The sequence below is a fragment of the Cyclobacterium xiamenense genome (assembly GCF_009467825.1).
Classification (GTDB): Bacteria; Bacteroidota; Bacteroidia; order Cytophagales; family Cyclobacteriaceae; genus Cyclobacterium; species Cyclobacterium xiamenense.
Genome location: NZ_WIOK01000019.1, coordinates 57,095 through 82,932 on the forward strand (window position 1 = coordinate 57,095; position 25,838 = coordinate 82,932).

At 48.7% G+C, this 25,838-nt stretch carries 21 protein-coding genes; 6 read left to right on the top strand and 15 right to left on the bottom strand.

Annotated features, from left to right (window positions below; translation table 11 throughout):
* Window positions 1–9: 9 nt before the first annotated feature.
* The 3 genes from GCU44_RS14995 to GCU44_RS15005 all read left to right on the top strand — a co-directional run bounded on the left by GCU44_RS14995 (window position 10) and on the right by GCU44_RS15005 (window position 4,425).
* Window positions 10–1,401, top strand: a complete 1,392-nt coding sequence (locus GCU44_RS14995) for an arginine decarboxylase (protein ID WP_154857257.1) — start codon at window positions 10–12, stop codon at window positions 1,399–1,401.
* 115 nt (window positions 1,402–1,516) lie between these two features.
* On the top strand, window positions 1,517–3,481 hold the full coding sequence (locus tag GCU44_RS15000; protein ID WP_154857259.1) for a hypothetical protein: 1,965 nt from the start codon (window positions 1,517–1,519) through the stop codon (window positions 3,479–3,481).
* Between the two features lie 95 nt (window positions 3,482–3,576).
* A complete protein-coding gene (locus tag GCU44_RS15005) occupies window positions 3,577–4,425 on the top strand; it encodes a DUF2490 domain-containing protein (protein ID WP_154857261.1) in 849 nt (282 codons plus the stop codon).
* A gap of 14 nt (window positions 4,426–4,439) precedes the next feature.
* Here GCU44_RS15005 and GCU44_RS15010 read toward each other — a convergent pair whose 3' ends face one another.
* On the bottom strand, window positions 4,440–4,616 hold the full coding sequence (locus tag GCU44_RS15010) for a hypothetical protein (protein ID WP_154857263.1): 177 nt from the start codon (window positions 4,614–4,616) through the stop codon (window positions 4,440–4,442).
* 58 nt (window positions 4,617–4,674) lie between these two features.
* On the opposite strand from GCU44_RS15010, the gene GCU44_RS15015 reads away from it, so the two are divergent.
* Entirely contained in the window at window positions 4,675–7,836 is a 3,162-nt protein-coding gene (locus GCU44_RS15015; protein WP_154857265.1) for an AsmA-like C-terminal region-containing protein, read from the top strand.
* 158 nt (window positions 7,837–7,994) lie between these two features.
* A complete protein-coding gene (locus GCU44_RS15020; protein ID WP_154857267.1) occupies window positions 7,995–8,651 on the top strand; it encodes a DUF2911 domain-containing protein in 657 nt (218 codons plus the stop codon).
* A gap of 7 nt (window positions 8,652–8,658) precedes the next feature.
* On the opposite strand, the gene GCU44_RS15025 is transcribed toward GCU44_RS15020, so the two are convergent.
* The 6 genes from GCU44_RS15025 to GCU44_RS15050 all read right to left on the bottom strand — a co-directional run bounded on the left by GCU44_RS15025 (window position 8,659) and on the right by GCU44_RS15050 (window position 14,845).
* Window positions 8,659–9,195: a hypothetical protein gene (locus GCU44_RS15025; protein ID WP_154857269.1), complete on the bottom strand. Its 537-nt coding sequence runs from the start codon at window positions 9,193–9,195 to the stop codon at window positions 8,659–8,661.
* Window positions 9,196–9,215: 20 nt separating this feature from the next.
* The gene (locus GCU44_RS15030; RefSeq protein ID WP_092177479.1) at window positions 9,216–10,502 is read right to left on the bottom strand and encodes a hypothetical protein; all 1,287 of its coding nucleotides are present in this window, start codon (window positions 10,500–10,502) and stop codon (window positions 9,216–9,218) included.
* 19 nt (window positions 10,503–10,521) lie between these two features.
* Window positions 10,522–11,100, bottom strand: a complete 579-nt coding sequence (locus tag GCU44_RS15035) for a YceI family protein (protein ID WP_154857271.1) — start codon at window positions 11,098–11,100, stop codon at window positions 10,522–10,524.
* A gap of 994 nt (window positions 11,101–12,094) precedes the next feature.
* Window positions 12,095–12,292, bottom strand: a complete 198-nt coding sequence (locus GCU44_RS15040; RefSeq protein WP_154857273.1) for a hypothetical protein — start codon at window positions 12,290–12,292, stop codon at window positions 12,095–12,097.
* Window positions 12,293–12,485: 193 nt separating this feature from the next.
* On the bottom strand, window positions 12,486–12,746 hold the full coding sequence (locus GCU44_RS15045; RefSeq protein ID WP_154857275.1) for a hypothetical protein: 261 nt from the start codon (window positions 12,744–12,746) through the stop codon (window positions 12,486–12,488).
* 347 nt (window positions 12,747–13,093) lie between these two features.
* Complete coding sequence (locus GCU44_RS15050) at window positions 13,094–14,845, bottom strand: c-type cytochrome (RefSeq protein WP_154857277.1); 1,752 nt, start codon at window positions 14,843–14,845, stop codon at window positions 13,094–13,096.
* 144 nt (window positions 14,846–14,989) lie between these two features.
* Between GCU44_RS15050 and GCU44_RS15055 the strand changes: the two genes are divergently transcribed.
* The gene (locus GCU44_RS15055) at window positions 14,990–15,574 is read left to right on the top strand and encodes an outer membrane beta-barrel protein (RefSeq protein ID WP_154857279.1); all 585 of its coding nucleotides are present in this window, start codon (window positions 14,990–14,992) and stop codon (window positions 15,572–15,574) included.
* 60 nt (window positions 15,575–15,634) lie between these two features.
* Here GCU44_RS15055 and argJ read toward each other — a convergent pair whose 3' ends face one another.
* The 8 genes from argJ to GCU44_RS15095 all read right to left on the bottom strand — a co-directional run bounded on the left by argJ (window position 15,635) and on the right by GCU44_RS15095 (window position 25,801).
* Window positions 15,635–16,846 (bottom strand): bifunctional glutamate N-acetyltransferase/amino-acid acetyltransferase ArgJ, encoded by a 1,212-nt coding sequence (argJ, locus tag GCU44_RS15060; protein WP_092177492.1) that lies wholly within the window; start codon window positions 16,844–16,846, stop codon window positions 15,635–15,637.
* A 13-nt stretch (window positions 16,847–16,859) separates the two neighbouring features.
* On the bottom strand, window positions 16,860–17,906 hold the full coding sequence (gene argC / locus GCU44_RS15065; protein ID WP_154857281.1) for an N-acetyl-gamma-glutamyl-phosphate reductase: 1,047 nt from the start codon (window positions 17,904–17,906) through the stop codon (window positions 16,860–16,862).
* A complete protein-coding gene (locus GCU44_RS15070; protein WP_154857283.1) occupies window positions 17,896–19,098 on the bottom strand; it encodes an aspartate aminotransferase family protein in 1,203 nt (400 codons plus the stop codon). The genes argC and GCU44_RS15070 overlap by 11 nt, the downstream gene beginning before the upstream one ends.
* 2 nt (window positions 19,099–19,100) lie before the next feature.
* Window positions 19,101–19,925, bottom strand: coding sequence for an acetylglutamate kinase (gene argB, locus GCU44_RS15075; RefSeq protein ID WP_154857285.1), 825 nt, complete (start codon window positions 19,923–19,925; stop codon window positions 19,101–19,103).
* A gap of 182 nt (window positions 19,926–20,107) precedes the next feature.
* The gene (locus tag GCU44_RS15080; RefSeq protein ID WP_154857287.1) at window positions 20,108–20,869 is read right to left on the bottom strand and encodes a PhzF family phenazine biosynthesis protein; all 762 of its coding nucleotides are present in this window, start codon (window positions 20,867–20,869) and stop codon (window positions 20,108–20,110) included.
* Between the two features lie 17 nt (window positions 20,870–20,886).
* Window positions 20,887–22,338 carry a TrkH family potassium uptake protein gene (locus tag GCU44_RS15085; RefSeq protein ID WP_154857289.1) on the bottom strand — a complete coding sequence of 484 codons (1,452 nt, stop codon included), beginning with the start codon at window positions 22,336–22,338 and terminating at the stop codon, window positions 20,887–20,889.
* 2 nt (window positions 22,339–22,340) lie between these two features.
* A complete protein-coding gene (trkA, locus tag GCU44_RS15090) occupies window positions 22,341–23,687 on the bottom strand; it encodes a Trk system potassium transporter TrkA (RefSeq protein WP_092177502.1) in 1,347 nt (448 codons plus the stop codon).
* A gap of 110 nt (window positions 23,688–23,797) precedes the next feature.
* Window positions 23,798–25,801: an alpha-amylase family glycosyl hydrolase gene (locus GCU44_RS15095; protein WP_154857291.1), complete on the bottom strand. Its 2,004-nt coding sequence runs from the start codon at window positions 25,799–25,801 to the stop codon at window positions 23,798–23,800.
* Window positions 25,802–25,838 lie beyond the last annotated feature (37 nt).

Here is a 25,838-nt window from a genome sequence, read left to right on the forward strand (position 1 = left end):
ATGTTAGGTATGAATAAGTATATTGACCTCATCAAGCAAACGTTTGATTTTCCAACGAAAGAATTCACTGTCGCCAACAATCAATTGGCCTTCAACGGGGTAAACCTGATGGAAATCATCGAGGAATACGGTACCCCCTTGAAGCTAACCTATTTACCTAAAATTTCCGAAAACATTCAAAATGCAAAAACTTTTTTCGGAAATGCGATGCAGACGCATGATTACAAAGGGAGCTACACCTACTGTTATTGCACAAAATCCTCCCATTTTAGTTTTGTCATGGACGAGGCACTAAAAAACGATGTGCATATAGAAACCAGTTCTACCTACGATATCCCCTTGGTAAAAAGTCTGTTTGCACAGGGTAAAATCAGCAAAGAAACCTACATCGTCTGCAACGGCTTTAAACGCGACCTTTATAAACAATATGTGACCGAACTCCTCAATGAGGGGTTTAGCAACTGCATACCGGTGCTGGATAACCTGACCGAAATCGACTATTACCTGGAGCACGTGAAGGTACCGTTTAAGGTGGGAATTCGTATAGCCGCGGACGAGGAGCCAAAATTTGGTTTCTACACCTCACGTTTGGGGGTTCGCTACCACGATATCATCACCCTGTACGAAGAAAAAATCAAGAACAACCCAAATGTCAGCCTTAAAATGCTGCATTTTTTTATCAATTCCGGTATCCGGGACACCGCCTATTACTGGTCGGAATTGACCCGTTTTATCCAGAAATACGTGGAATTGAAGAAAGTAGCGCCCGAATTGGATACCATGGACGTGGGAGGAGGATGGCCGATCAAGACCAACGTATTTTTTGATTACGACTACCAATACATGGCCGATCAGATCATCAAAAATATCAAGTGGATGTGTGCCAAAAACAATACGGTTGAGCCCAATATCTTTACCGAATTTGGTAGCTACACGGTGGGAGAAAGTGGTGCAGTCCTGTATTCCATTCTGGATGAAAAGCTGCAAAACGACAAGGAGCTCTGGTACATGATCGACGGTTCGTTTATTACCCAGCTTCCCGACAGTTGGGGGCTCAATCAAAAGTACATCATGCTGGCTGTCAACAATTGGGACAAAGAGTACCACAACATTTCGCTGGGGGGACTTACCTGCGATAGCATGGATTACTACAACTCAGAGGCTCACCAGTTTAACATCTACCTTCCCAAATTGGAAAAGGGTAATCAACAGTATATCGGTTTTTTCCATACCGGGGCCTATCAGGAGTCCCTGGGTGGATACGGAGGTATACAGCACTGCCTCATTCCCGCACCTAAACACGTCATCATCGACCGGGAGAGTGATGGCAGCATTCGGCATTGGCTCTTTGCCCCAGAACAGGAGAGCAAAGACATGATGAAAATACTGGGATACAAGTAGTGCATGAGGGCAATGGCCCTCATTTTTTTGTGGCAGGCAATTTGCTTATTGAAATTTGCGAACTATTTTTTCTTCTGCATGGACATAGTAGCATTGAAATTGATTGAAACAGCACATGAAGATAAAACAGATCCTTTTTTTACTTTTCGTTATGCAAGGAAGCCTGGGGTCGGCTCAGGTTCGCAGCGTGTTTGAAGGGGCCTACACCTTCCACGACAAAGCGGGTACAGCTACTTTTGAATTTTTGCAAAACGAAGCGAAAAACACAGTTCTTGACGGTTTTTTCCGCTTTAACTACCTGGAAAAAGACAGTCTGGATCAAACAATTCTCTACAAATTTCAGGTAACCGGAGAATACGAGCAAAACGAACGTTCGGGTAATTGGCTATTTGACCAGGAAACTCACCGCGTTGATGTGCAGGACGTAGTCAATTTTGAGGTTGTTAGCAGCTTGCACAGCGATAAGATTTATGTAGAAGCCGTATACAATCAAGGTAAAAAAACGGGCACCTGGGCTTTTAAACAAAACGAATTTGTAAACGGAGAATTGCGGCCAAAAGCGGAGGCAAACGGAATCACTTTTACTGAAGGAAAGATTACCGAAAACATTGATTACCGCGCATTTGAAGGAGACTACACCCAATTGATCCGGGGCGAGGTCAATGCTGAAGGCTACCTGGACGGGGAGTGGGCGCTGGTATACCTGAAAGAAGGAGAATTGATCTCCGAAGTTCGCAATTACGAAAAAGGCTTTCTTCTGGGAATCAAACAGCGTAACCTGGAAACGGGTGCCCGGGTAAACGAGGTGATCTTCCACAAAACCATCGAAAAACTACAAAAACTGGAGGAAGCGCCACAAAAAGCCTACAAAATCGCGGACCGGGATTTCGGATTGGTTTACAACGACGGGTTCCAATCAAACAGCCTCCCGGTACAAATTCAAAAATCTGGAAATCGGTTTATCAACGATTTTATTTCCAAACTTCTTCAGTACGACAACAGGCGGTCTGAACAGGCGCAAAACGACCCCTACCCCATCCGAACCAGGCGATTTGCATACGCTATCTACGACGAATTGGATGAATTAATTGCCACTATCCGTAAAAAATACCAGGTGCTCAAAGACAGCACGGAAAAATATGCCGGAATGAACGCGCTGGCATTGAATAAGGAAAAAAGTGACTCGCTGGCATACACCCATGCCTTTTTTTCCAACCGCCGGGAGAAACTAAAGCAAATGGAAGAATTGATGGGTCTGATCCGCAGTGGAGATATCCGGTATTACGATTTAACGAATTTCACCGCCAAAGGCGTCGGATTCCTTTCACCGCTGGACTTGATAAACTATTCCTATCAAGATCAGGACAAACGAAAAATAATCAACCGGGAAGTCGGTTATGCGAACCCCCGGAGCTTTTTGGAGCGGGTCGACAGCCACCTGGAGGAGGAACTGACCCTCGGTATTGCCTTAGCCAGGTACGCCAGACGGCAACTCCAATCCATCGAAGTCAGCCAAAACCTGGTCGCGTTGGAGGAAGAGCTGACGGAAAAACGCTCCCTGGTAGAAACGCTTTACGAAAACCACGAATCGAGTGAAGCGCTGGAACAGCAGTTTTTTGAGAAATTTTCCGGGCATTTCCTGCACGGATTGCTACAGGAAAACCTCTCCGGCTATGCGACAGCGGATGATCCGGAAGAAAAAGTCACCCGCGGCAAGCAACTGCTGGATTTTTTGACCGAACTGGAACTCCGCTATCCGGAACTTGCTGCGATTTTTCCGAGAAACGAGGAGATTGATGCCTTATACAAAGAAGAAACCTTCGATCCATTTACCTATACCCGGTATCAGGCACGGGCAAAATCCAGGTTGTACGAAGCTGGTATGAACATCCTGCTGCCCTACTACCTGACCGAACTGACCAACGAAGCGGATTATGGTCAAATCAAAAACCATTTGGATGCAATCGAGCTCCTTCAGCAAAAACTAATCGACCTTAGGGATCGCTCCACAAAAGGACTGGAACGAAAACTGGGAAGGACCAAAAACCCGGAGCGCGTTCGGTCCTTGCTGGATCTTTAGCAGGCAGCCCGGCCTATTCCGCCACCTCGCCTGTGCCAGTCCCAATAAACCCAATTCACATAAGGACCTAGTTTTTCCCGATCAAAAAAAATAAAATGAACCTACGCCGTACTAACTATCTTTATGCCATTACATGCGCGGTTTTCTTTTTCCTGCTAAGTAACCTCTCGTATGGGCAATTTATGGAAACCCAGGCGGATGGGACATCGCTACCCGAAAAGGAATACAATAGGCAGTCTGGATTATGGATCGGCATGTATACCAAGTATAAAATCGGGGAAAAACTCTTTTATTACGGGGAATACCACATGCGTAGACGGGATCAATTGGTGCAAAACATGGCCCAGATTTACCTTCGCTTTGGCTTATCTTACCTGGTAAACGAAAAATTTGAAGTAACCGGCGGCATCGTCACCCCCTTTTACTGGGCCCCGGAAGACCTGTATTCCAGCCAGGAACAAATTGACAAAGTGGTCAATCAGTTTCGATTCTGGCAGCAGTTTTTATTCATACAAAGCATGGGCCGGGTCAAAATCTACCACCAAATCCGAACCGAACAGCGCTGGAAACGGGACTATCTGGTCGGATCTCCATTCACGTTGACCCATCGGATGCGCTACAAGATTACCACGTATATCCCGTTAAATAAGCCAAAATTGCAGGACAAAACGCTCTTCTTTTCTGGGTACAACGAAATCTTTATTCAAGCCGGAAAACCGGTTTTGTACAACTATTTCGAAGATAACCGACTTTTTCTGGGACTAGGATACGTGATCAATGAAAAATTCCAGCTCCAGGCAGGCTATATGAAAAGCATTCAGCAACGGGAGCGAGGCTTCGATCTAAATAACCGGGACATTATCCGATTTAGTGTGTACCATAACCTGGACTTTACCCGAGGAAAGAATCGACCAAAAATCCAGGAAATCAACCCGGTTTTGTAGGGATCACCGCCCCATCAGGGAACGGAATCGAACCGGACAAGCCAGTCGACGGAGAAAACCAACGTGCCCACAGCAGCTGCACCCAGGCAACGGTGGTCCGTACCCAAGGATGTGCGAATACTGGCGCCGGTAGCCGAGAAAAAACGCAGCCGCGACGGATCCGGGAGGGTAATTTTTTGCGATAATTTCATCAACCGTATCTTTTTTTGGATTACATTGGTCCAACTTTTAAAACAACCTGTGTGGACCATGCGAAGAAAAAAACTGGTTGGAATAGCGGCGTTGGTTTTGACGCCTTTGGTCGTGCTTGCCGCAGGCGCTTACGGTTTGTATAAAAATCAGGAATTGCTCACCCAACGAGCAATTTCTTCTGTCAACGAACAATTCGCAGGCGAGCTCGCAGTGGGACAGGCCCATATTTCTCCATTTGCCAACTTCCCTTACCTTTCCGTGGATTTGCAAGGGGTGAAATTCTTTGAGACCAAGTCTAAGCAAACCCATCCCCTGTACGAAGCCGAGGATGTGTACATCGGATTCAGCGTGCTGGATATTTTGCTCGGGCACTTCCGGGTGAAACGCATTCAGATTCAATCGGGATACATAAACATCGTCCGAGACGATCGGGGTGAGCTGAATCTGTTACGGGCAAAAAACATGCGCCCTTCCTCCGAAACCGAGGAGAAATCGGAGGCTTTTTCTATCGAGTTAAAGCAGCTAGTGCTAAAAGACTTTACCTTGTCCTATATCGATGAAATGAATTCCAAAACGATTCGCACACACATCGATTTACTGCGTTCCCAAATCAAATTGAACGAGCAGCAACTGTTATTGGGAGTGGAGGCAGATTTGATTGTAAATCTGCTGGACAACGAAGAACCCACCTTTTTTTCCAACAAAGATGTTCACCTGGATTGGCTAATCGACTACGACCTGGTCGATAATCAGCTGACGGTGCTGCCTTCACGCATGCAACTGGACGAGGGGCTGTTTAGCCTGGAGGGAACGGTCGATGTAGACGATGAACTGAATACGGATTTAAAACTGTATGGGGAAAAGCCAGATTTTAGCATTTTTACGGCATTCGCTCCAAAAGAAGTCACGGACGCGCTGAGAAAATACCAGAACGAAGGACATATTTATTTTCTAGGAACCATTGTTGGCAAAGCGGCGGCTGGAAATTCGCCGGCCATAGCCGTAGAATTTGGTTGCGAAAACGCCTATTTCCTGAATACCAACCAAAACAAGCGCATCGACGAGCTAAACTTCTCCGGCTTTTATACGAACGGTAAGGAACGTAGCCTCAAAACTTCTGAAATCCGCCTGCAAAATTTTTACGCCAGGCCGGAAGAGGGTGTATTTGAGGGGAAATTGGTCATTCGAGATTTTGAAGATCCCTATATCAATGTGGAACTACATGCCGACCTGGACCTGGAGTTTATCGGAGCCTTTTTTGAAGTGGAAGGATTGGAAAAGCTGAAGGGGCAGGTGATCCTGGATATGGATCTGGACGAAATAATCGACAGCGAGGTCCCTAAACTCGGTATGGCTAAACTTAAAGACGGCATCGATAGCGAGCTGCGCATCGAAGACCTGTCCTTCCTCGTTCCCGGGCAGCTCCATCCGGTCAGCGAAGCCAATGGCCTGGCCACGATGCAGGATGGCAAAATCCAACTGAACCATTTATCGTTTACGATCGGCGATTCCGATTTTAACTTCTCCGGATCCATCAGTGACTTCCCTGCACTATTTCATGGACTGGACAAAGACGTTTCAATCCATGTGCGCAGCAATTCGGACCGCATCCTTCTGGCCCAACTCCTACCTCTCGATTCCGCCGGAATACTAAACCCCAATGAACAACTAACCGAATTTCAGCTGAACCTGGCTTTGGAAGCCAACGCACACGAACTGACTAATTTCAACTACCTACCAAAGGCACGGGTAAGAGTGGAAGACTTTCACGCCAAACTCACCCATTACCCGCACGCCTTTCATGATTTTGATGTTTCCTTAACGCTAGCGGACAGTTCCCTGCAAGTGGATACATTTTCCGGAGAAATTGATGGTAGCGATTTTCAGTTTTCCGGGAGCCTCTCCCCCTATACCAACTGGTTTGATCCAGTCAACAAAGGAAGCAGTCGTTTTGACTTTACCTTGCAGTCGGAGCTGTTGAAAATCAAGGACCTGCTGACCTATAACGGGGAAAACTACCTGCCCGAATCGTACCGGGACGAAGCGCTTTCGGAGTTTTACCTTTCGGGAAGTCTGGCGCTTCACTACGATACGGTCTTTCAATCCGCTGACCTACACCTTTCCCAAATGGATGGAAAACTACGGAGTCACCCAATTAAATTGGAGAATTTTGCGGGTCGGGTACACTACGAAAACGGCACTACCCTGGTAGAGAATTTTGGCGGTCAGTTGGGAGAAAGCGACTTTACGCTGAATATGAGCTACTTTTCCGGAGCCGACAGTACGGTAAAAGCCCGTCCAAATTTCTTTTCCTTGCAGGCAGAAGCCCTGGATTTGGATGCACTCCTAAACTATCATCCCGAAGACACGGCGAAAGTGGCCCACGATACGGCATTCAATGTATTCAACCTTCCCTTTTCCGAAATGGATTTTGCGGTGGATATCGGAAAATTAAACTACCACAGGTATTGGCTGGAAGAGGTGAAAGCAGCATTTCGCACCACCGAAGACCACTACCTCTACGTGGATACCTTGTCGCTACGGACGGCCGAGGGGAGCTTGGGCATGAAGGGCTATTTCAACGGCTCCGACCCCAGCCACATCTACTTTCACAGTACCATGCGCGCAGATAAGCTTGACCTGGATAAGTTGATGGTGAAATTTGAAAATTTCGGGCAGGATTATTTAATCAACGAAAACCTGCACGGAAAAGTCAGTGGCACCATTACCAGCAAATTTCTGGTACACCCCGACTTAACCCCTATCCTGGAGCAAAGTGAAGCCCATATGGAGCTAACCGTACAGGAAGGCAGCCTGGTAAATTTCACCCCATTCCAGGCCATGTCCGCTTATTTTAAAGACAAAAATTTGAATCTGGTGCGGTTTGATACGCTCGAAAACACCTTTGATTTGAAAAATGGGGTCCTGCACATTCCCAAAATGACCGTCAATTCCAGCCTGGGCTTTATCGAATTATCGGGCATGCAAGGGCTGGACCTGAACATGGACTACTTTATCCGCATCCCCCTGGGTCTGGTCACGCAGGTGGGCATGCGTTCTCTATTCGCCGGCAACAAACAAGAGGGCATTGACCCGGAGCAGGAAGACGAAATCATCTACCGGGATCCGAACAGGCGTACCCGGTTTATCAACATCAACGTAAAAGGAACGCCGGAAGAATACGAATTCCGTTTGGGAAAGGACAAGAAAAACCGCTGATCGGATTACCTATACCGCTCGAACTGGAGTGTTCGGCTCAGCCGTGTTATATTCCTGTTAACTAGCGATAAGTCCGCAACGATCGTTGTGGGAATTGGGCATAATTTGTAGTTTTGCTACCAGGTATTTTCCTAAAACCAAAACTCATTCGTTTAGCCATGAAACCAGTAGTTTTTTCCTTCCTTATCCTGGTTAGTATACTTGCAGTGTCCTGCCAATCCACCGAAAAAGACCAAAATGGTGCCGGTACGTCTGACAATCTGGACGAATCAGACAGCCTATCCCAATTGGAAAGAGAACACCTGCTTTATATGGAGACGTACGCCGACAGCGTAAATATGGGGTACCTTGCGGATACCTTCAAAGGGAGTGCGCGGCGGGAAGCGATTGGTACCATTGGCGATGCACAAATCACGGTCAACTATGGATCCCCCGGTGTTAGAGGCCGGGTAATCTGGAACGGGCTGGTCTCCTACGATCAGGTCTGGGTCACCGGTTCCCATTGGGCAACGGCCGTGCACTTTTCGGAGGAGGTTCGCATACAGCAGCAATCGATACCACCTGGCTGGTACGGTTTTTTCACCATTCCGGGACGGGAGAAATGGACCCTGATTCTAAATAAAACCTACGATCAGCATTTGGCCGAAGCATACGATCCGGAAGAAGATTTGTTGCGTATTGAAACTAGCCCCATTATTTTGGCCGATACCGTTCAGCGTCTCACTTATGCGATTGAGCCAACGGGTGATGGGGAGGGCATTCTCAGCATGAGCTGGGACAAAATTCGACTGGAATTACCCATAGAAGACATTTAGGCAGGGTTCAGGAAGGCTCCAGGTACAGGTTGATTTCCAGGTCGATCTGCTCGTTTACCTGTACCAATCCGCCCAGTCGGCTGCTGGCATCCAGTCCGAGTTGATCCATGGAAAGCCGTAGGTTTCCCTGCAACCGGCCTTCTCGTTGAGCGAACGAAACCTTTTCCAAACACAGATCAGTCCCGGCCATACGCACGCGAATCGTGCCAAAAATTTGCTGATCAACTTTGCTAAGCCGATCGACTGTTACCGCGCAGGTTGGATATTCTTCGGCTTTTAGGGTTTTTCTGAAATCGTGGTTGAGTAAAAAATTTCCGCATCCGAAATCCTTTACCGGAATTTCGAAATCCAGAGAGGAATTTACCGGAGCCGGCCTATTAAAAACAAGCGTATCGCCCCCATACTGGCTGTCGTAGCTGCACTCAAAACTTCCCACGGAGGTTTTTCCCTTCACAATGATTTCCTTGTGATAAATAATCAGGGTGTCCTTTTCGACAAGCCCCGGTAGGGTGAGGCAGCAAGCCAGTAACAGAGCGATACGCATTGGATCAAAATTATCGGTTTCTAAAAGCCAATCACGCCTTCAATCATTAGGCCATTGAACGAACCGCCGTTTCGAATGTCGGTTGGTGCAAAGTCCTGGTATTGTTGGCTAACGTACTCCAATTTGGCCAGGATGTTTTTTGTAATAAACCACCCGGCTCCAATTTGCGCCCGGGAGATGCTGGGTTCCAAACCGTTGGGCATTTCGCCGCCCGCCTGATTGTACCGACCTGCAAGGTAAAATTTATCCATGGAACCAAAGCGGTAGACGGCATCGACACCGAGCTGGTTCCAGGTGCGGTCTTCGGTTTCATTCGCGGCTTTTCCTTTGGATTGCTCCAGGGTGCCAAAAAGCTCCAGCCCGCCGTAGGACACAAATGGGTTGAGTACCAGAGCGGTCACGTTATCCCGCATGCCCGGATTGAATCGCCCGGAGGTAAAATTTCCAGAGGTAGAGGCCAGTGTGTTTTCCATGACCAGGTAGTAGCGGGACCCAGCCCTGTCTCCGGACCACAGTGTATTGTTGACGGAACCCGAAGTCGTGTACATCGAACCGGTTAAGCGAAGGCGGAGCTCGTTATCCAGGGTTTTGTCGTAGCCTAGCTTTCCGATGAACGCCGGCTTCCGTCGGGAGGGGTTGGTTACGCCTCCTTGTATCTCCCCACCGGTCATCGAAGCGACTGCCAAAAAACCCTTGTCCTGATAGATTACCTCTGCTCCGATCTCCGTTGCAAAAGCGTCCATGATGTAATTTCCTACAAAGGGGTTATAAAATGCGTTTCCGTTGTCAGACCTGCGGAAGTGGGAATCTCCGTAGTTGATCTCCATGTGTCCTACCTTGATGGTCAGTTTCTCCATGATCTGATCAAATGTTTCACTCTTTAAAAAAGGGAGTTTATCGAACTGCAAGTAGCCTCCTTTTACCCAGGTTTCCGGGTGGTGTCGGGAAGACAGGTAGGTGATTAGATTCAAGCGCACCCCATCGGCCAGGGCCACGTCGATGTTTAGGTTAGCCGTAGCCAGGTTGAAACCCGACCCAATATCCATCAATTGATTGGTATTGATGCCATTGTCATTTAGAAAAGGGGTGGCGGCGTTTTCGTGACTCAGGGATTGAAATTGCTGGGCAAATGCGCCACCAATGCGCACCCGAACGCCGTCAAAAGCAACGGTGTCGGCCTTTCCGGTCTCAAACACATTGATGCCGCGCTGGTCATACGCTCTCCAAAATTGCATGTCTCGTTGCTGGGCCAGACTGCTGAATGAGCATAAAATAGCCCCTGCCAGAATTAAAATATTCTTTTTCATAATGGTAAAAGTTATTGGATTAATTTATTGGATTTAGTTTCATTTTTAGGTGAAGGGTCAGTTCGTCCCCGGTCTTGATGGTGCCAAAAACCGCCGTGGGTGGATCGACAGAAAAGTCGGTTAGCTTAATTTCCGCGGTACCGGACAAAGAAATTGACTCATCCTCCGGGGACAATTGCAATTGGAAGGGTACCGTGCGGGTCTCGCCTGCAATTTGAAGCCTGCCGGATGCTTTCCAATCGTTTCCCCCGTCCTGGTTGGCCTCCAATAGTTCAAAAGTTATTTCCGGATACTCGGAAGCATTGAGGGCTTTGTAGGCATTGTTGTCCATTTGCCCCTTTCCGCTTTTGAGGGACGTTACGTGCATTGAAATTTGGGCAGATTGAATGGTCGTGACTTTCCCTGCCGATACACGAAGCGTTGCTTCGCCCGTAGCTTCTTCCGAAACCATGTCCCAATCGTGCAGGGTGGAAGTACCTGAAACTTTCATTTCGGGATCGGGCCCGATCGCATAGGCTTGCTGAGAAAAAGACCGGTTACTGCCGATCGCGAAAACCGCAATTAAAAGCAATGCAGCTGTTTTTGTAAAATAATTCATGGTATTATTGGTTTAGGTCAAATGATAGCAAATACTGCTCTAACGGTGTGCTACCAGGCTGTTTTGATGGTTCAAAGGTAGAAGAAGGAAATAGGGAAAAACATGACAAAAATCACTACAAATCATGATGTATTTCTCTATAGGTAAAGTAGACTTTTAGTGAGAAATCGCCTACTTTCCCGCAAGTACACCCACGAGATTCCTGTTTGCAATGGCGCAAAAACCATGCCCCAAGACCCCTTTGAAAAAATAGTAAAGGATTTGGCCCATTTGGTGAAAAAGCGGGGTGTTTCAATCCGATGCCTGTCGAAAACTATATCAACCTTTTGAGCTGGCCGTACCTGTCATGGAGTTTTGTCTTGTTCGAATAAAACGGTTCGCCCCTTTGGACAACCACAACCATAGAGATAGTTTTTTCTTTTTCAGTTGAAAATTTATCTGCCTGTAGGTACGAAAAAGAAGAGGTATCCGGATTTCCTTTTTGTAAACATTCTTTAAAAAAAACGGAAAAAAAGAAAGCCCCTGATCCGGCGGGTATGGGCAAAAAGCAAGGGAGTGGGGCGGTTTGCGGACAGCCGAGCAGCCGCCTGGGGCGAACGGCACAACTGCCTGGAACACCTGATATTTTTAAACTATTCGTGGAAGGCTGCTGCGCCGGGCTGGCGTGGCTTTTTGCCGGATGACGATGACGAACGCCACTTTAGCTGTGAACGCTGTCCTTAATCTTGGCGACCTTTTGGGGATTTATACTCATGGAGAAACAGCGTGGCTGATCAGTCGTGAATGTCCTTTCTGTGGTCTAGTTTTATGACATCCACCACCCTATAATCACCTACCCTGATACGCCAGTTTTCAGACCCTCCCCGAAGCTTTATGGCACCGGCCAGCCTTGGGTCCCCTGAAAGGGCCAATATGGCTTCGATGAGTTTATTTATTGTTCACCTGCTTGGGCAACTTGGACAGTTCTTTCGCAGCCGACTTGCTAACGGTTATCTCATATTGATTCATCCAGCCTGCCTTCCTCTTTCAAGGTCCTGATCACCTCGGCCAGCGGTATTTTTTCCTCGTCCCTCCTCTGCTCCGCTACTATGGTGTCATAAAAATCCTCCCACAGTTTCCCGTGTGTTTTCAGGTCTATCTGGCCAGCCACTTTCCTGTCCTTCTCATCGGTTACGTAATTTATCCCTTTCATCAAATTTATTTTTTTACATGCTAAAGTAAACGAGCTATTTGTGTATTTGATTCACCCCAGCGGATGGTGTTTCTTTACCGCCGCTTTCAGCCTGGGAAGGTCCGGTTAAACGCATGCTTATCATCATTTCCTGATTTATCTGTTCTGTTTCCTGCTCGTTGTACCATGCTGCTTTTTGCTGATCTATTGCATTTCAGGTAGCCAGTGACTGGCTTTGCTTTTCAAAAACCTGAACCGAGAAATTCTTTGAATAAAATTCATTATTGGCCGTTGTGGAATGGAAAGAACGCTTCTCCATACTTTGATAAGAACGGCTTATCAGGGTATCCCTAAGACAAACAATCACGGCTGAACTGGCGTACCTTTCCAGGCCGCAGTCTGCCCCATAGCTGTCCAGTATGGCCAATAGCGCTGGTTTTTTGACAAAAAAATAAGCTATGAAATAAAATTTCATAGCTTAAGTCAATTAACAATAAACCCAAAATAACCAAGCTGTAACAGAAGGATTCGAACCTTCGCTGGTTTTTCCAGCTCCTGAACCTCTTCCGAGGTGCTACCGCCTCAGGAAATCCCTGATGACATTACAAAGGTAAAGAAAAAAATTATTTTACAAAAGGAATGGTTGATTTTATGAAAAATTTACTTTAACTAAAAAATATCTCGGAAAATTTATCTAAAAACCAAGTTCTTCCGCTGGTACAGGTGAATTTACCGGCAAAAAAAAGGCTGATCCGGCTGATCCTTCAACAGGACCAGGAAAAACGCTACTTTCCAACAAATTTGCATCATACACTTGGTAGATTAATCAAATGAAACGTTCCATAGGGTTCCCCCTTTTTCTCTGCCGCCGTATTCAATGACGTACAGTGATTTTCCCAGCAAAACGGCATCTACCGGTTGGGTAAAGCCTTCGGCCACCCGGTAGGTTTTAAGCGTAAAATTCGTTCCGGCACCATCGGGTTCCAGATCCAATAGCAACAAATCTTCTCCATGTGGGGTAAAGGGCTGCATCAACACCGAACGCTGCCCATTGGTATAGCGCAGGACCAATGCCTTGCCTTTAAACCTACCGGGCAGTTGTTTTTCGGTATCAAAAACCAGACCCAGCGGAGAAGAATGCGGAGTAAAGGTCGTCATGCCCATCCCCAGATCGGAGGCATCCCGAATCAATCCGGTTTCCCTATCCCTGAATTTATCGGCATCGGGTCCAAAATTCAGGAAGCCAGGCGTGAACCGCCTGCCAGCTGGCCGCTTGGGAAAATCGGGATCATTGTAAAAATCATCGGGCCAGGCAGCGGCCCCCGGATTAAGGAAGGGGTCGGTCTCGGGATTGGGCAGCCAATCCGGAAACTGTTGCGGTGTTTCCATACCGCCCATCATCCAGGGATACCCGTAATGGTGTCCTTCCCGTACCCAAATCATGTCCTCGTTCTGGTCGTAATCGCCGGAGTTCACCACCGCAATCAGCCTGCCCTCCCCATCCAACGCCAGGTCGTAGGCATTGCGAATCCCCTCTGCAAAAAGGACGCCCATGGCTTGCAGGCTATCCCGGTCATTCGGTAAAAAAAGGTCCTTGCTGTGTAGCGGAATTCTGAAAATTTTTGCCGTCAGGGCTTCATCCCGGGCATTGGGGTAGGCACCCAGGTTATCCTGAACCTCTCCGTGGTCGGTACGGCTCCCGCTAACGACAAATAGGTGTTTTTCGTCAGCACTTACCTGCAATGCGGACCAGCCGTGATCGAAGGGCGTATTGGTGGTACCATACGCTTCGGTCGTAAACACCACTTCCACCCTGGGCCTGCCTTCGGCATTCCAACTAACCCGCACCAGCCTGCCCTCGGTACCTTTGTTGTCGTTTACACGAACGTTTCCACTTAAATAAAGGGTGTCCTGCCAGTAGGTGGCTCCCTGTAGCCGTGGGATTCCGTGATCGGATACATCCAGCATTTTCTCTGGCACCTGCGATCGATCGGTAGACAATCGGTACACCTCTCCTGGCAAGGTAGCGTACCAGAGGTAGTCCCCATCCCGAGATGCCCAAATACGCACGGCACGGGGTACCACCTTCGCCCAGCTACTGATGGAAATACCCGGAACAAGCGCCCGAGGCAAGGCGGCCGTATCGGCATGCGCGTCTGCATTTTTCAACTTCCGAATATGATGCACCAGTTGCCAGCGTTGGGTTTCCGTCAATACCTCCCGAAACGATGGCATGACGCCTCTTCCCTCGGTAAGCTTAAAAAACAGGGCGCCATCAGACTGAGATTGGATGGGTTCGGACTGCAAATTGGCAGGCTGGCTCCCCATGGCCTGACCGGCTGCCCCGTCTCCCCCACCGGTGGCACCGTGACAGGTCTCGCAATACAATCGGTAAATCGCCTGTCCCTCCCTGAGGTGTTCCGCTGCTTCTGGTATCGGGTTGGCAATCGCTGCGGCACTTTCCGGAACGGTCCAGACTGCCTCGGAATCCTCCGTTTCTTTTGGGGAGCAGGAACCCAGGAAGGCGCCCACTAAAACAAACCATACGATACAGGTATTCGGGGTCTGATGCATACGTTTTCACGACAAAACCCCTTAATTTATACATTTTTTTGAAAATACCCTTTCCTGCCCAAACTGATTTTGGGAAAAATTTTCCGATAGGTCGCTACCAATTCCCCCGAAACAACGCCCACCGATTGCCTATTTTTTGCTATCTTGGAATTCGGATTATTCGTTTCCTTACTCAATGCTGTAGACATGATCAAATCGCTCTTTTTTTGCTTCCTCTTTTTTCTTCTCGGATGGCAAAGCCTGGCCCAGGCGCAACAGAGCCAGGTAAATCTCGGATTTGATGCAGGTATTAGCCTAAATGAATTCTATCAACAGCAATTCCCCGCGGGATTTGGCGCCTCTATCAAGGGTTTGCTTGCTGCCGGACCGACTGGACAATGGTCGATAACGGGAAATTACCTGTATTTTCCCATTGACTCTTCCATTCCCCTGGCCAATGGAGAAAATCTCAGTTTGCACGTGGTCCCGGTACTTGCCGGTTACCGCCTGAATTTTAAGCCGTTTTTTTTGGAACCACAGCTTGGCGGGGCATTGTTTGTCAACCGGTTTAAGAATTCGCCCGATACCTACTCCGAAAGGCAGGTGGAGTTTGCTTTTGCTGTGGAGATGGGCTATCGGTTGCAACAAGTGGAGTTCAGCCTTCGGTACCAACACGCCGGCCCCTCTCCCTTTCACCTGGGTCTCCTGGGTATTCGGGCAGCCTATGTGCTTCCCCTTGGTGGCTACTAAAAAAGCAGCCGAAGATCGAAAGGGATCTTCGGCTGCTTGCATGCTGCTGCACTACTTCTTTTATGTCGTGTAAACCGAGTTAAACATCACGTAATCGGTGGTGAGGTCCGATCCCCAGCCCGTCGCTTCCTGTTTACCGGTATTGAGTTCCAGGTGAATCTTGATATGCGATTCCCGAAGCAACTTTTTCATGTAATTCTTGTCGAATTCGGTAGGCGTTCCGCGCTTCAATACCAATACCTGATTGGTTGCATCGCCCAGGTACAAGTTGGCTTTTTTATAATTAAAGCTGATTCCGGCATTTCCACAGGCAGCAATAATTCGGCCCCAGTTAGGATCCCGGCCAAACATGGCGGTTTTTACCAGCGTGGAATCCGATATCGCTCGTACCATCTTCATGGCAACGTTTTCGGAGATAGCCTTAGATACCTTGTATTCCACAAACTTGGAGGCCCCCTCTCCGTCCGATACGATTAATTTGGCCAGGTGGATGAGTAGTTCTTGTAATTTCTCTTTAAACAGCGGGTAAAGCGGGTCGCTTTCACTGGTAATTTTGGTGTTTCCGGCCATTCCGTTGGCGAGAATCGCCACCATGTCGTTCGTAGAAGTATCTCCATCCACAGTGATCAAGTTAAAAGAGCGGTCGACGCAGTATTTAAGGGTGGATTGGAGCAGGTTCTCATCGATGGCGATATCCGAGGCCAAAAAGCACAACATGGTCGCCATGTTTGGATGAATCATCCCCGATCCTTTGGCCACGCCGCCGATGGAGATGGTTTTGCCCTCCCATTCAAAATCCACAAACCCCTCCTTGGCGAAGGTGTCGGTTGTCAAAATGGCATTGGCCAGAAAGGAACCGGCTTTGGCATCGTTGGACAACTTCGGTACCGTCGTTTTGATTCCTTCGAGGACTTCTTCGGTGGGAAAAGGCTCTCCAATCAGCCCCGTAGAGGCGACGATCACATCTTCCGGCGAAATTGACAGGGATTCGGCGATGGTCGCTGCCATGGCTTCAGCCCCCTTTCTTCCTTGTTCACCGGTACAGGCATTGGCATTTCCGGCATTACACACGATTACCTGTGCCCGATTATTTTTCAGATTTCTCCGGGTGACTTTAATGGGCTCGGCCTGCACCCTGTTTTGTGTGAGCGTTGCCGCGGCGGCTGCAGGCACTTCCGAAAAAATTATGGCCAGGTCACGTCGCATGGATTTGATGCCGGAATGGGCACCCCAGCATTTGATTCCTTTTACACTGGTAATATTTTTAATCATGGTTTTGTTTCGTTTATGGTTGCATGGGAACCTGTAACAGCCCCATGGATTCGTCCACTCCCAACATGAGGTTCATGTTGTGTACGGCCTGCCCGGCTGCACCCTTTACCAGGTTATCAATGGCGGCAATGACGATGGCCCGGTTTGTCCGGGAATCCCAGAACGGAAACAGGTCCGCGTAGTTGCTGCCTCGCACCTCCTTTATGGCCGGTGCTTGCTTTCGGATGCGGACAAAGGGTTGGTCGTGGTAAAAGTCCTGATACAGGGCATTTAGTTTTTGCTGCGTCATGCCCCCCTCTATCCGGAGGTAGGAGGTAGCCAATATCCCCCGGTCCACCGGCAGCAGGTGCGGAGTAAACTGTAAATTAACCGATTTTTTTACTAAAAACGAAAGCTGTTCCTGGATTTCCACCGTATGCCGATGACTACCAATACCATAGGCCTTGAAGTTATCGTTGACATTGGAAAAGTGCGTGGTGTTGCTGGCTTTTACTCCTGCTCCGGTAATTCCCGACTTGGCATCGATGATGGCTCCGTCCGGATCGATTCCGATTCCGGAATGAAAGAGCGGCGCCAAACTTAAAATAGATGCCGTCGGGTAGCAACCTGGATTGGCCACCAGACGGGCCTTTCGGATGGCTTGCGCGTGCAATTCAGGCATGCCGTAGACGGCCGTTTCAAAACCTTCGGGGAAAGTATGGTCCTTTTTGTACCATTCCTCGTAAACGGTCGGACTGGAAAGCCGGAAATCTCCGGACAAATCGATCAACTTGATTCCAGAGTCCTTCCAGCGTTTTACAAATTCCATGGACACTCCGTGGGGAAGTGCCAGAAACAATACATCCAGGTCTCCGGTATTCAGTTCGTCTGCCCCAATGAGGACGGTGTCCAGAATTCCGGAAAATTGCCCGTGAAGGTCTGAAAACCGCTTTCCCCGGTGGGATTCGGAGGTGATTGCAACCAGGTTGGACTGGGGATGATGGATCAGGATGCGGGCCAGTTCCGAGCCGGTATAGCCCGATGCACCCACAATCCCTATTCGGTAGGTTTTAGTGTTCATTTTCTTCGATTAAACGGAGAATCGCTTTTAATTTATCCAGAACCTGTACCAGGTCCTCTTCGGGTATGTTCAAGGGGGGAACCAATCGCAATACCGATTCGGCGGTGGCGTTGGCAATGACCCCTTCGTCCATAAGTGCTTTGACGATGGGTGCGGCGGGCCGGTCCAATTGAACCCCGATCATTAGTCCCAATCCCCTTACTTCCCGGATCATCGGATGCGCTTTGGTCCAAGAGCGGATGATTCCCATCAGCCAGTCTCCTTTTTCCTGTGCTGCACCCGTCAGGTTTTCTTCCAAAATGGTTTTGATGGTAGCCAGGGCGGCTGCAGAGGCCAGGGGATTTCCGCCAAAGGTAGTCCCGTGATCCCCAAAGTCGATGGCATCTCCCACCTTTTTGTTGCACAAGACAGCACCGATGGGCATACCTCCTCCCAAGCCCTTGGCCAGGGTGAGGATATCGGGTTGCACTTCGTAGTAATCCTTGGCAAAAAAGTGGCCGGTCCTACCGATACCACACTGAATTTCGTCAAAGATCAACAGCAGGCCTTTTTCGTCACAAAGCTTTCTCACCGCTTTTAGGTAGGATTTCTCTGCGGGAACAATCCCTCCCTCGCCTTGAATGGGTTCCAGAATTACGGCTGCCGTGTCCGGCGTAATGGCCGCTTCCAACGCCTCCAGTGAATTGAAGTCCACCTGCGCAAATCCCGTAGGGATGGGTGCGAACCCTTTTTGGTATTTTGCCTGCCCGGTTGCAATGGTGGCCAGGGTTCGGCCATGAAAAGAATTTTTCATGGAAATAATGTCTCCACCCTTGCCTTGTTTAAAGGCATACTTTCGGGCAATCTTAATGGCCCCTTCCACCGACTCCGCACCGCTGTTGGTAAGAAATACGTGCTGCATGCGGCTGAGATCCACCAACAGCTTGCTCAAGGCAACCTGTGGCGGGCTAACGAAAAAGTTGGAAATGTGAATCAACTCGGCCGCTTGTTCCTGAATGGCCTGAACCACCTTGGGATGGCAATGCCCCAGGTTGTTGACGGCAATACCGGCCAACATGTCGATGTACTCCTTCCCGTCTGCATCCCACACCCGGCTTCCTTTTCCCTTGATCAGGGCCAGCGGGAAGCGTTTGAATGTTGGTAAGTAATATTTTTTGTCCTCCTCATATAAATATTCGTTGGAAATTTGCATGTTCAGTGAGTTATGGTTGTTCCTATAGAATGATGGTTGATGATGTAATCGGTTATTTGCTCCGGCTGGGTACCGTTCAGGATGACGGCTTTCTTCACGCCCCCTTTAAGCCCGGTCAGGCAGGATTCAATCTTGGGTATCATGCCTCCCTGAATAACCGTCCCCATATACGCCTCCACGGCTTCAACCTTTAATGTTTTCAGAATGGAAGCCGGATCGGGGTAGTCCCGGTACAAGCCGTCCACATCGGTGAGCACGATGTAGGCATCAACTTGCAGGGAGGCGGCAATTTTTCCAGCAAAAACGTCTCCGTTGATGTTATAGTCGTTGCCCGCCGTATCCGAAGCGATGCAGGTGACCACGGGAGTGAAGCCATTCTCCAGCAGGAGGTCCGGCAACAGGGGATTGACTACTTGCACATCGCCTACCTGCCCCAAGTCCTGGCGGCTGTCGACACCCGATTTATCTTTTACGATATGCCATCTTTTCTCTGCGATGGCCAGCTGCCCGTCTTTTCCGGAAAGCCCAACGGCTTTTAGTCCTTGTTTATTTAGTAAGTTGACCAGGGAGCTGTTAACTTCTCCTTTAAGCGTCTTTTCGATACAGCGCAAGGCCTCCACAGTGGTATGCCTGTGCCCGTCAAAAAATTCGGTTTTTATTCCCGCCTCTTCCAGAGATTTGTTGATAAACGGGCCTCCACCATGAACCAGAATTACCTGGGTACCTTGCTCTTGCAGGATTTTTATTTTCTGTGAAATTGCTTCTTTTAGTGCTTCATTGATCATCGCATTCCCACCGTATTTAATGAGAATTTTTCGGTATTGCATCTTTTCTAGATTTTGTCGCTTTTTGATTTGAAAAAACTTTGCGAAATAAAAAAGCAATAATTGTACCAGCGAGCGAAAAAAATATGGAAAAACACAGGAAATGGGATTTACACCAAATATTCCCATCCAATATTCAAATAGTCAAAGGCCAGAACAACGGACTGCCAAGCTGTCAGGCAGCCCTACTCTCTGGCAAAGGTTCCGGAAAGGACCACCGTATCGTTGGCTAATTCAGCGAAGAATCGCCCACCTCTGGGACTTAACTGATGGGAAACCAGTTGATTTTTGCCCAGTTTTGGTGCCCAGAAGGGCACCAACAGGGCATGAGAAGAGCCCGTGGCATGGTCTTCCAGTTGCTGCACGTGTGGGACCAGCGCCCGACTCACGAAATCCACGGTATCCCCTTTTGCCGTCACAGCATACCCAAAAATATCGGACTCACGCAAGCGGTCAAAATCCGGCTGCATGGCCGCTACCGATGCTTCCGAATCGGTCAAAATCAAGTGCTTGTTTTCGGTTTGGTACATTTCCAAAACCGGAATAGCGAGTCCGTCTTTTATGGCTTGGGGTACGGCAACCTGCCCCGTTACCGGAATGGCATGCAGGCGCATCTCAAACCGGTTTCCTGCAACCTTTACGGCGATCTGGCCTCCGCTGTACTGCAGCAGGACGGTTTCGACCTGCGTTTGCCGGGCTAGAAAAACACCCGCAGCAGCAGCTCCATGACCACAAAGCGCAATTTCTGCATCCGGTGCAAACCAACGCACCCGATAGCTGCCATCTGCATCTTCCAGCAAAAACGAGGTCGCCGGCATGCCTATTTCCCGTGCCTGGGCTTGCATTTGTTCCGGTGTAAGCGCGTGTTTGGAGCGTACCACAGCGGCAGGATTCCCCCGAAAACCAAGTTCTGGGGCAGTAAAAACAGCAATAATGGGTGGATGCATGGGCAAAAGGTTTGGAATTAATTGGCCCGCCAGAAGTAGGGCGTAAAGAGCACCAAAATGGTAAACAACTCCAGCCTTCCCAATAACATGAGAAAGCTGAGAAATAATTTCGCAAACGGGGAGAAAAAAGCGAAATTATCTACGGGTCCTACCCGACCGATGGCGGGCCCCACGTTGCCGAGTGCCGTAGCCACCGCCCCAAAGGAGGTGATCAGATCGTACCCGGCAATGGACATCACAATGGATCCCAGGACAAATATCATCAGGTACAACAGCAGAAAATTCATGATATGGGTGATGATCTTTCCGGTCACCCGTTCCCCGTTTATTTTGAGCGGCACCACTGCGCGGGGGTGAACAATGCGCTTAAATTCCAGGGTGGAATTTTTCACAAAGGTCAGATGCCTGATAAATTTAATGCTTCCACTGGTGGAACCTGCACAGGCTCCCATAAACAACAACATAAAAAAAACAATGGTCAACCCATTGCTGTACGCTGTATAGTCTGCTGTCACGTAGCCGGTAGTCGTCACCAGGGAAACTACCTGAAACATGGCCTTTCGAAAGGTGGGTTCCACCTCGCCGGGCACCAGGTAGTACATGGCGGCGGCAATGCCACAGATCAACAAAATCAAAGAGATGCTATAGGCCCGGAATTCGTCACTGGCCCATATGCGGCGAAACCTACCCTTAAAGGCGAAATACAACAGGGTGAAGTTGGTTCCGGCCAGAAACATAAACAAAATGGCGGTATAGTGAATCACGGGGCTGTCGAAATAGGCCATGCTTGCGTTTTTTGTGGAAAAACCGCCGGTTGACATGGTAGTAAGGGCGTGGTTCATGGCATCAAAAAACGTCATCCCCTCCAGGTAATACAAGGCAACCAGGGCAAGTGTCAAGCCAAAATAAATGAGCCAAAGCCTTTTGGCGGTTTCCCGAATCCGTGGATGTACCTTATCCGAGGTGGGACCGGGCGACTCGGCAACGAAGAGCTCGATCCCCCCAATACCTAACAGCGGAAAAATGGCAACGGTCAATACAATGATACCCAATCCTCCGATCCATTGAGTCATGCTTCGCCAAAGCAAAATCCCCTCAGGTAGACGTTCGATATCGGTAAGGATGGAGGCGCCGGTGGTGGTGAATCCGGATACCGTTTCAAAAATGGCATCGGAAACCACCGGAATACTACCGCTGAAAATATACGGCATCATGCCGAACACCGACATAACCACCCAACTCGATGCTACGATCATGTACCCTTCCCGCTTTCGGATGTTTTGATCCTGCTTGGCAAAGGAATAAAAAAATGTTCCGCCGACAGCCAGGCAGATCAAGGCCGAACCGATCAGGGTGATTTGATCCCCGCTTTGGTAATAGTACGAGAAGGCAATGCTGGGAAACATAAGAATTCCCAAAAGCATCATTAATCCGCCCATTACCTTTAAAATGGCCTTGTAATGAATCATGATTAGTTAAATAGTTTTTCCAGGACCGGCTTCGCTTCGGGAAGGCCAAAAACAATGGCTTTGTCGTTCAATTGCAACTGAAAATCCCCGTCCGGAATAAATACTTCTTCTCCACGAATCACCCCTGCCACGATGGCCGAATTCGGAAAATGAAGGGACCGCAAGTTTCGCCGGGTAAGTCGATTGTTTTTGCTCACCAGGTACTGCACAAATTCGGCCTCCACCCCATGAATGCCCGAAACCGCCTCCACTTTTCCTTTGGTCAGGTAGCGGCTTACGTGGTTGGCTGCCACCAGCTTTTTATTGATCAGGGAATCCACGCCGATACTATGGGAAATATGAATGTATTCCCGTGTATCTACGTGTGCGATGGTTTTGTATACCCCGTGATTTTTTGCACTCAGGCTGGTAATGATATTGGTTTCCGAACTGTTTGTCAACGCCAAAAAGCCGTCCATGGTCTCCAGCCCCTCTTCGATCAGCAGGTTGATATTTTTGTAATCGCCGTGGATAACCAGGGCATTGTCCAGCCGCTCGGCCAGCCACTTGCAGCGTTCTTTGTCGTTATGCACCAGGGTAATGCCGTACTCGTGTTCGAGTTCCCGCGCCGTGGAATAGGCCAGGTCATCTCCACCGATCAGCATCACACTATGGATTTCCTTGCCTTTGTGCCGTACCAATTCTTTTACTGTATCTACCGACTTGTTATTGGAGATAAAAAAAACGTGGTCGTTGTTTCGGAGGTAAGTATCTCCCCGGGGTATCAAGGTCCGGTGATCCCGTACCAAAGCGATGATCCGAATGTCTTCGAATATCGGGTCGGTGGTGGTGTCCGACAGCCGTTTGTTTACCAATGGGGAGTCGTGTTCCAGGGTAATTCCCACCACGCTTAATTTCCCCCCTTCAAACTCGATAACGTCAGAAAAAGTAGAACGCTTCATGAGCCGGGAAATTTCCTTGCTGCAAAGTAAGGAGGGGGAAATGATGGAGTCGATTCCCAGATTCTCAAAATACACTTTATTTTCGGGATAGAGGTAGTCGTGATTCCGTACCCGGGCTATCACCTTTTTTGCCCCAAGTTGCTTGGCGAGTACAGCGGCGCAAATATTGGTTTTCTCGGACGTGGTCACCGCCAGCATCAACTCCGCATTGTGTATATTGGCCTTTTTCAAAACGTCAATGGAGGCCGAGTCTCCCTCGATGGTCATCACATCCAGTCTGGAGCCAATATTGTCCAACACATCCTTGTCCAGGTCGATCAGGATGATGTTTTTGTTTTCGTAGCACAGTTGCTCGGCTAAGTGATATCCCATATCCCCTGCTCCCGCAATCACGATGTTCATGGCCATAGGCTAACGTTCAACGATTTACCCGTAATATTAAGCAAAAAAGAAGAAACACCACAAGTTATTTCCCAATTTCACCAAATTTGTATTTATGACCAAATAAAAATTGGCCGTCATTCATCCACCCGCGCAAAAACCAACGCTGTCCGGTTGGTCATGTAGATGCTCAAGCGTTGGTTTTGATCGGTAAAATAGGATTTCGTTCCCTGAATCCTTCCGAATCCTCCGTATTCCGGATCGTCCGAATTGAGCACAAGGGTATACTGTCCCATGGCCGGCGCCCGAAACTGGTAGTCCGGAATGGATGCTTCGGGATGAAAGGAAAAGGCAAAGACCAAACCGGCCCGTTGGTAGATCAGCACTTTATTCGTCGGATCTGCGTGAAGCTGCTCCGCAAATGCAGCAGGCAAAATGCCGTATTTTTTCAATAGGTGAATCATGGCCTGATCCCAACGCAACAAGTACTTGTATTTCAGTTTGGGATCTTCCGCCAGACTCCATTGCCGGCGGGCGTATTGGTAGCTCCAGTTGTTACCCTCGCGGGGAAAATCGATCCATTCGGGGTGGCCAAATTCATTCCCCATAAAATTGAGATACCCCTCTCCACCCAGGCTACTGGTAAACAAGCGAAAAAGCTTGTGCAGTGCGATCCCCCGGTCAATAATGATGTTCGGATCATCCACCTGCATGTGGAAGTACATTTCCTTGTCCATGAGCCAAAAGGCGATGGATTTATCGCCTACCAAAGCCTGGTCGTGCGACTCGGCATAAGCGATCGTCTTTTCCCTGTATCGGCGGTCGCTCAATTCCTTCCAAAACTCCAAAATATCCCAGCTTTCATCGGGCTTTTCCTTTAACATTTTGATGTAGAAATCAGGAATGCCCATGGCCATGCGGTAGTCAAACCCGATGCCTCCTTCCTCCGGCTTTCGGCAGAGCCCCGGCATGCCGCTCACCTCTTCGGCGATGGAGAGGGCTCCCGGCTTGACCTCTTTGATCAGTGCATTTGCCAGCTGCATGTAACTAATGGCATCCCAATCCACGTCCTTGTGGAAATACTTTTCGAAATGATCAAAGGTAATCAGCCCGTGATGAAAATAAAGCATGGAGGTAACACCGTCAAAGCGAAACCCATCGAAATGAAATTCTTCAAGCCAATATTTTAGATTGGAAAGTAAGAAACGCTTCACTTCCCATTTTCCATAGTCAAACAATTTGGAATCCCAGACTTCGTGGTAGCCCCTGGGTCCAGCATGAAAGTACTGGTGATCGGATCCGTCAAAGGCATTCAGCCCCTCCGATACATTCTGAACGGCATGGGAATGAACCACATCCATGATCACGGCAAGCCCAAGTGCATGTGCCGAATCGACCAGGTATTTTAAGTCCTCGGGCGTGCCAAACCTACTGGAAGGGCAGAAAAAATTGGAAACATGGTAGCCGAAAGAGCCGTAGTAGGGATGCTCCATTACCGCCATTAGCTGAATGGCATTGTACCCCAGCTTCTTTACTCTTGGCAGGATGTTATCCGCAAAATCGGTGTAGCTTCCCACCCCTTCTTCCTCCTGTCCCATTCCCACATGGCATTCGTAAATAAGCGGGCCATCGATGGGATACGTCGGGGAAAAGTCGTGATCCGTCCAGGAAAAGGGCGTATCCGGAAACCACAATTGCCCGGAAAAATCCTTGCTTTCCTCATCCTGCACCACCCGCCGGATGTAGGCAGGGATACGGTCCAGCGAGGTGTTACCGCCCTTAACGTACACCTTTACCAAACTTTTGTGAACCAGTCGTTTCTTGTAGGCCTCGAAGGGAAGAAAAATTTCCCAAATCCCCCACTGATCTTTTACCAGGGGATGCATGCTTCGATCCCAGGCATTAAAATCGCCGATGAGGTACAGGGCATCCGCTTCCGGAGCCCATTCCCGGTAGACCCAACCATGCCGTTTTGTATCAAAATTAATCCCAAAATAGTGGTGCCCATTGGCAAAGTCCGAAAGACTCCCTGCCACGTTTACCAATTCGTCCCGGGACAACTGAAACCGTACCCAGCGTTGGTAAATTTCCTCTTTGTACGCTTCCAACCAGGGATCCTCCTGAACTATTTTTAATTTCATACTACCTTGTCAAAAATCATTGCCTATGCCCTGCAGG

Coding starts and splice junctions, on each gene's coding strand:
- GCU44_RS14995 (WP_154857257.1), top strand. CDS start 10: ATGAATAAGTATATTGACCTCATCAAGCAAACGTTTGATTTTCCAACG.
- GCU44_RS15000 (WP_154857259.1), top strand. CDS start 1,517: ATGAAGATAAAACAGATCCTTTTTTTACTTTTCGTTATGCAAGGAAGC.
- GCU44_RS15005 (WP_154857261.1), top strand. CDS start 3,577: ATGAACCTACGCCGTACTAACTATCTTTATGCCATTACATGCGCGGTT.
- GCU44_RS15010 (WP_154857263.1), bottom strand. CDS start 4,616: ATGAAATTATCGCAAAAAATTACCCTCCCGGATCCGTCGCGGCTGCGT.
- GCU44_RS15015 (WP_154857265.1), top strand. CDS start 4,675: ATGCGAAGAAAAAAACTGGTTGGAATAGCGGCGTTGGTTTTGACGCCT.
- GCU44_RS15020 (WP_154857267.1), top strand. CDS start 7,995: ATGAAACCAGTAGTTTTTTCCTTCCTTATCCTGGTTAGTATACTTGCA.
- GCU44_RS15025 (WP_154857269.1), bottom strand. CDS start 9,195: ATGCGTATCGCTCTGTTACTGGCTTGCTGCCTCACCCTACCGGGGCTT.
- GCU44_RS15030 (WP_092177479.1), bottom strand. CDS start 10,502: ATGAAAAAGAATATTTTAATTCTGGCAGGGGCTATTTTATGCTCATTC.
- GCU44_RS15035 (WP_154857271.1), bottom strand. CDS start 11,100: ATGAATTATTTTACAAAAACAGCTGCATTGCTTTTAATTGCGGTTTTC.
- GCU44_RS15040 (WP_154857273.1), bottom strand. CDS start 12,292: ATGAAAGGGATAAATTACGTAACCGATGAGAAGGACAGGAAAGTGGCT.
- GCU44_RS15045 (WP_154857275.1), bottom strand. CDS start 12,746: ATGAAATTTTATTTCATAGCTTATTTTTTTGTCAAAAAACCAGCGCTA.
- GCU44_RS15050 (WP_154857277.1), bottom strand. CDS start 14,845: ATGCATCAGACCCCGAATACCTGTATCGTATGGTTTGTTTTAGTGGGC.
- argJ (WP_092177492.1), bottom strand. CDS start 16,846: ATGATTAAAAATATTACCAGTGTAAAAGGAATCAAATGCTGGGGTGCC.
- argC (WP_154857281.1), bottom strand. CDS start 17,906: ATGAACACTAAAACCTACCGAATAGGGATTGTGGGTGCATCGGGCTAT.
- GCU44_RS15070 (WP_154857283.1), bottom strand. CDS start 19,098: ATGCAAATTTCCAACGAATATTTATATGAGGAGGACAAAAAATATTAC.
- argB (WP_154857285.1), bottom strand. CDS start 19,925: ATGCAATACCGAAAAATTCTCATTAAATACGGTGGGAATGCGATGATC.
- GCU44_RS15080 (WP_154857287.1), bottom strand. CDS start 20,869: ATGCATCCACCCATTATTGCTGTTTTTACTGCCCCAGAACTTGGTTTT.
- GCU44_RS15085 (WP_154857289.1), bottom strand. CDS start 22,338: ATGATTCATTACAAGGCCATTTTAAAGGTAATGGGCGGATTAATGATG.
- trkA (WP_092177502.1), bottom strand. CDS start 23,687: ATGGCCATGAACATCGTGATTGCGGGAGCAGGGGATATGGGATATCAC.
- GCU44_RS15095 (WP_154857291.1), bottom strand. CDS start 25,801: ATGAAATTAAAAATAGTTCAGGAGGATCCCTGGTTGGAAGCGTACAAA.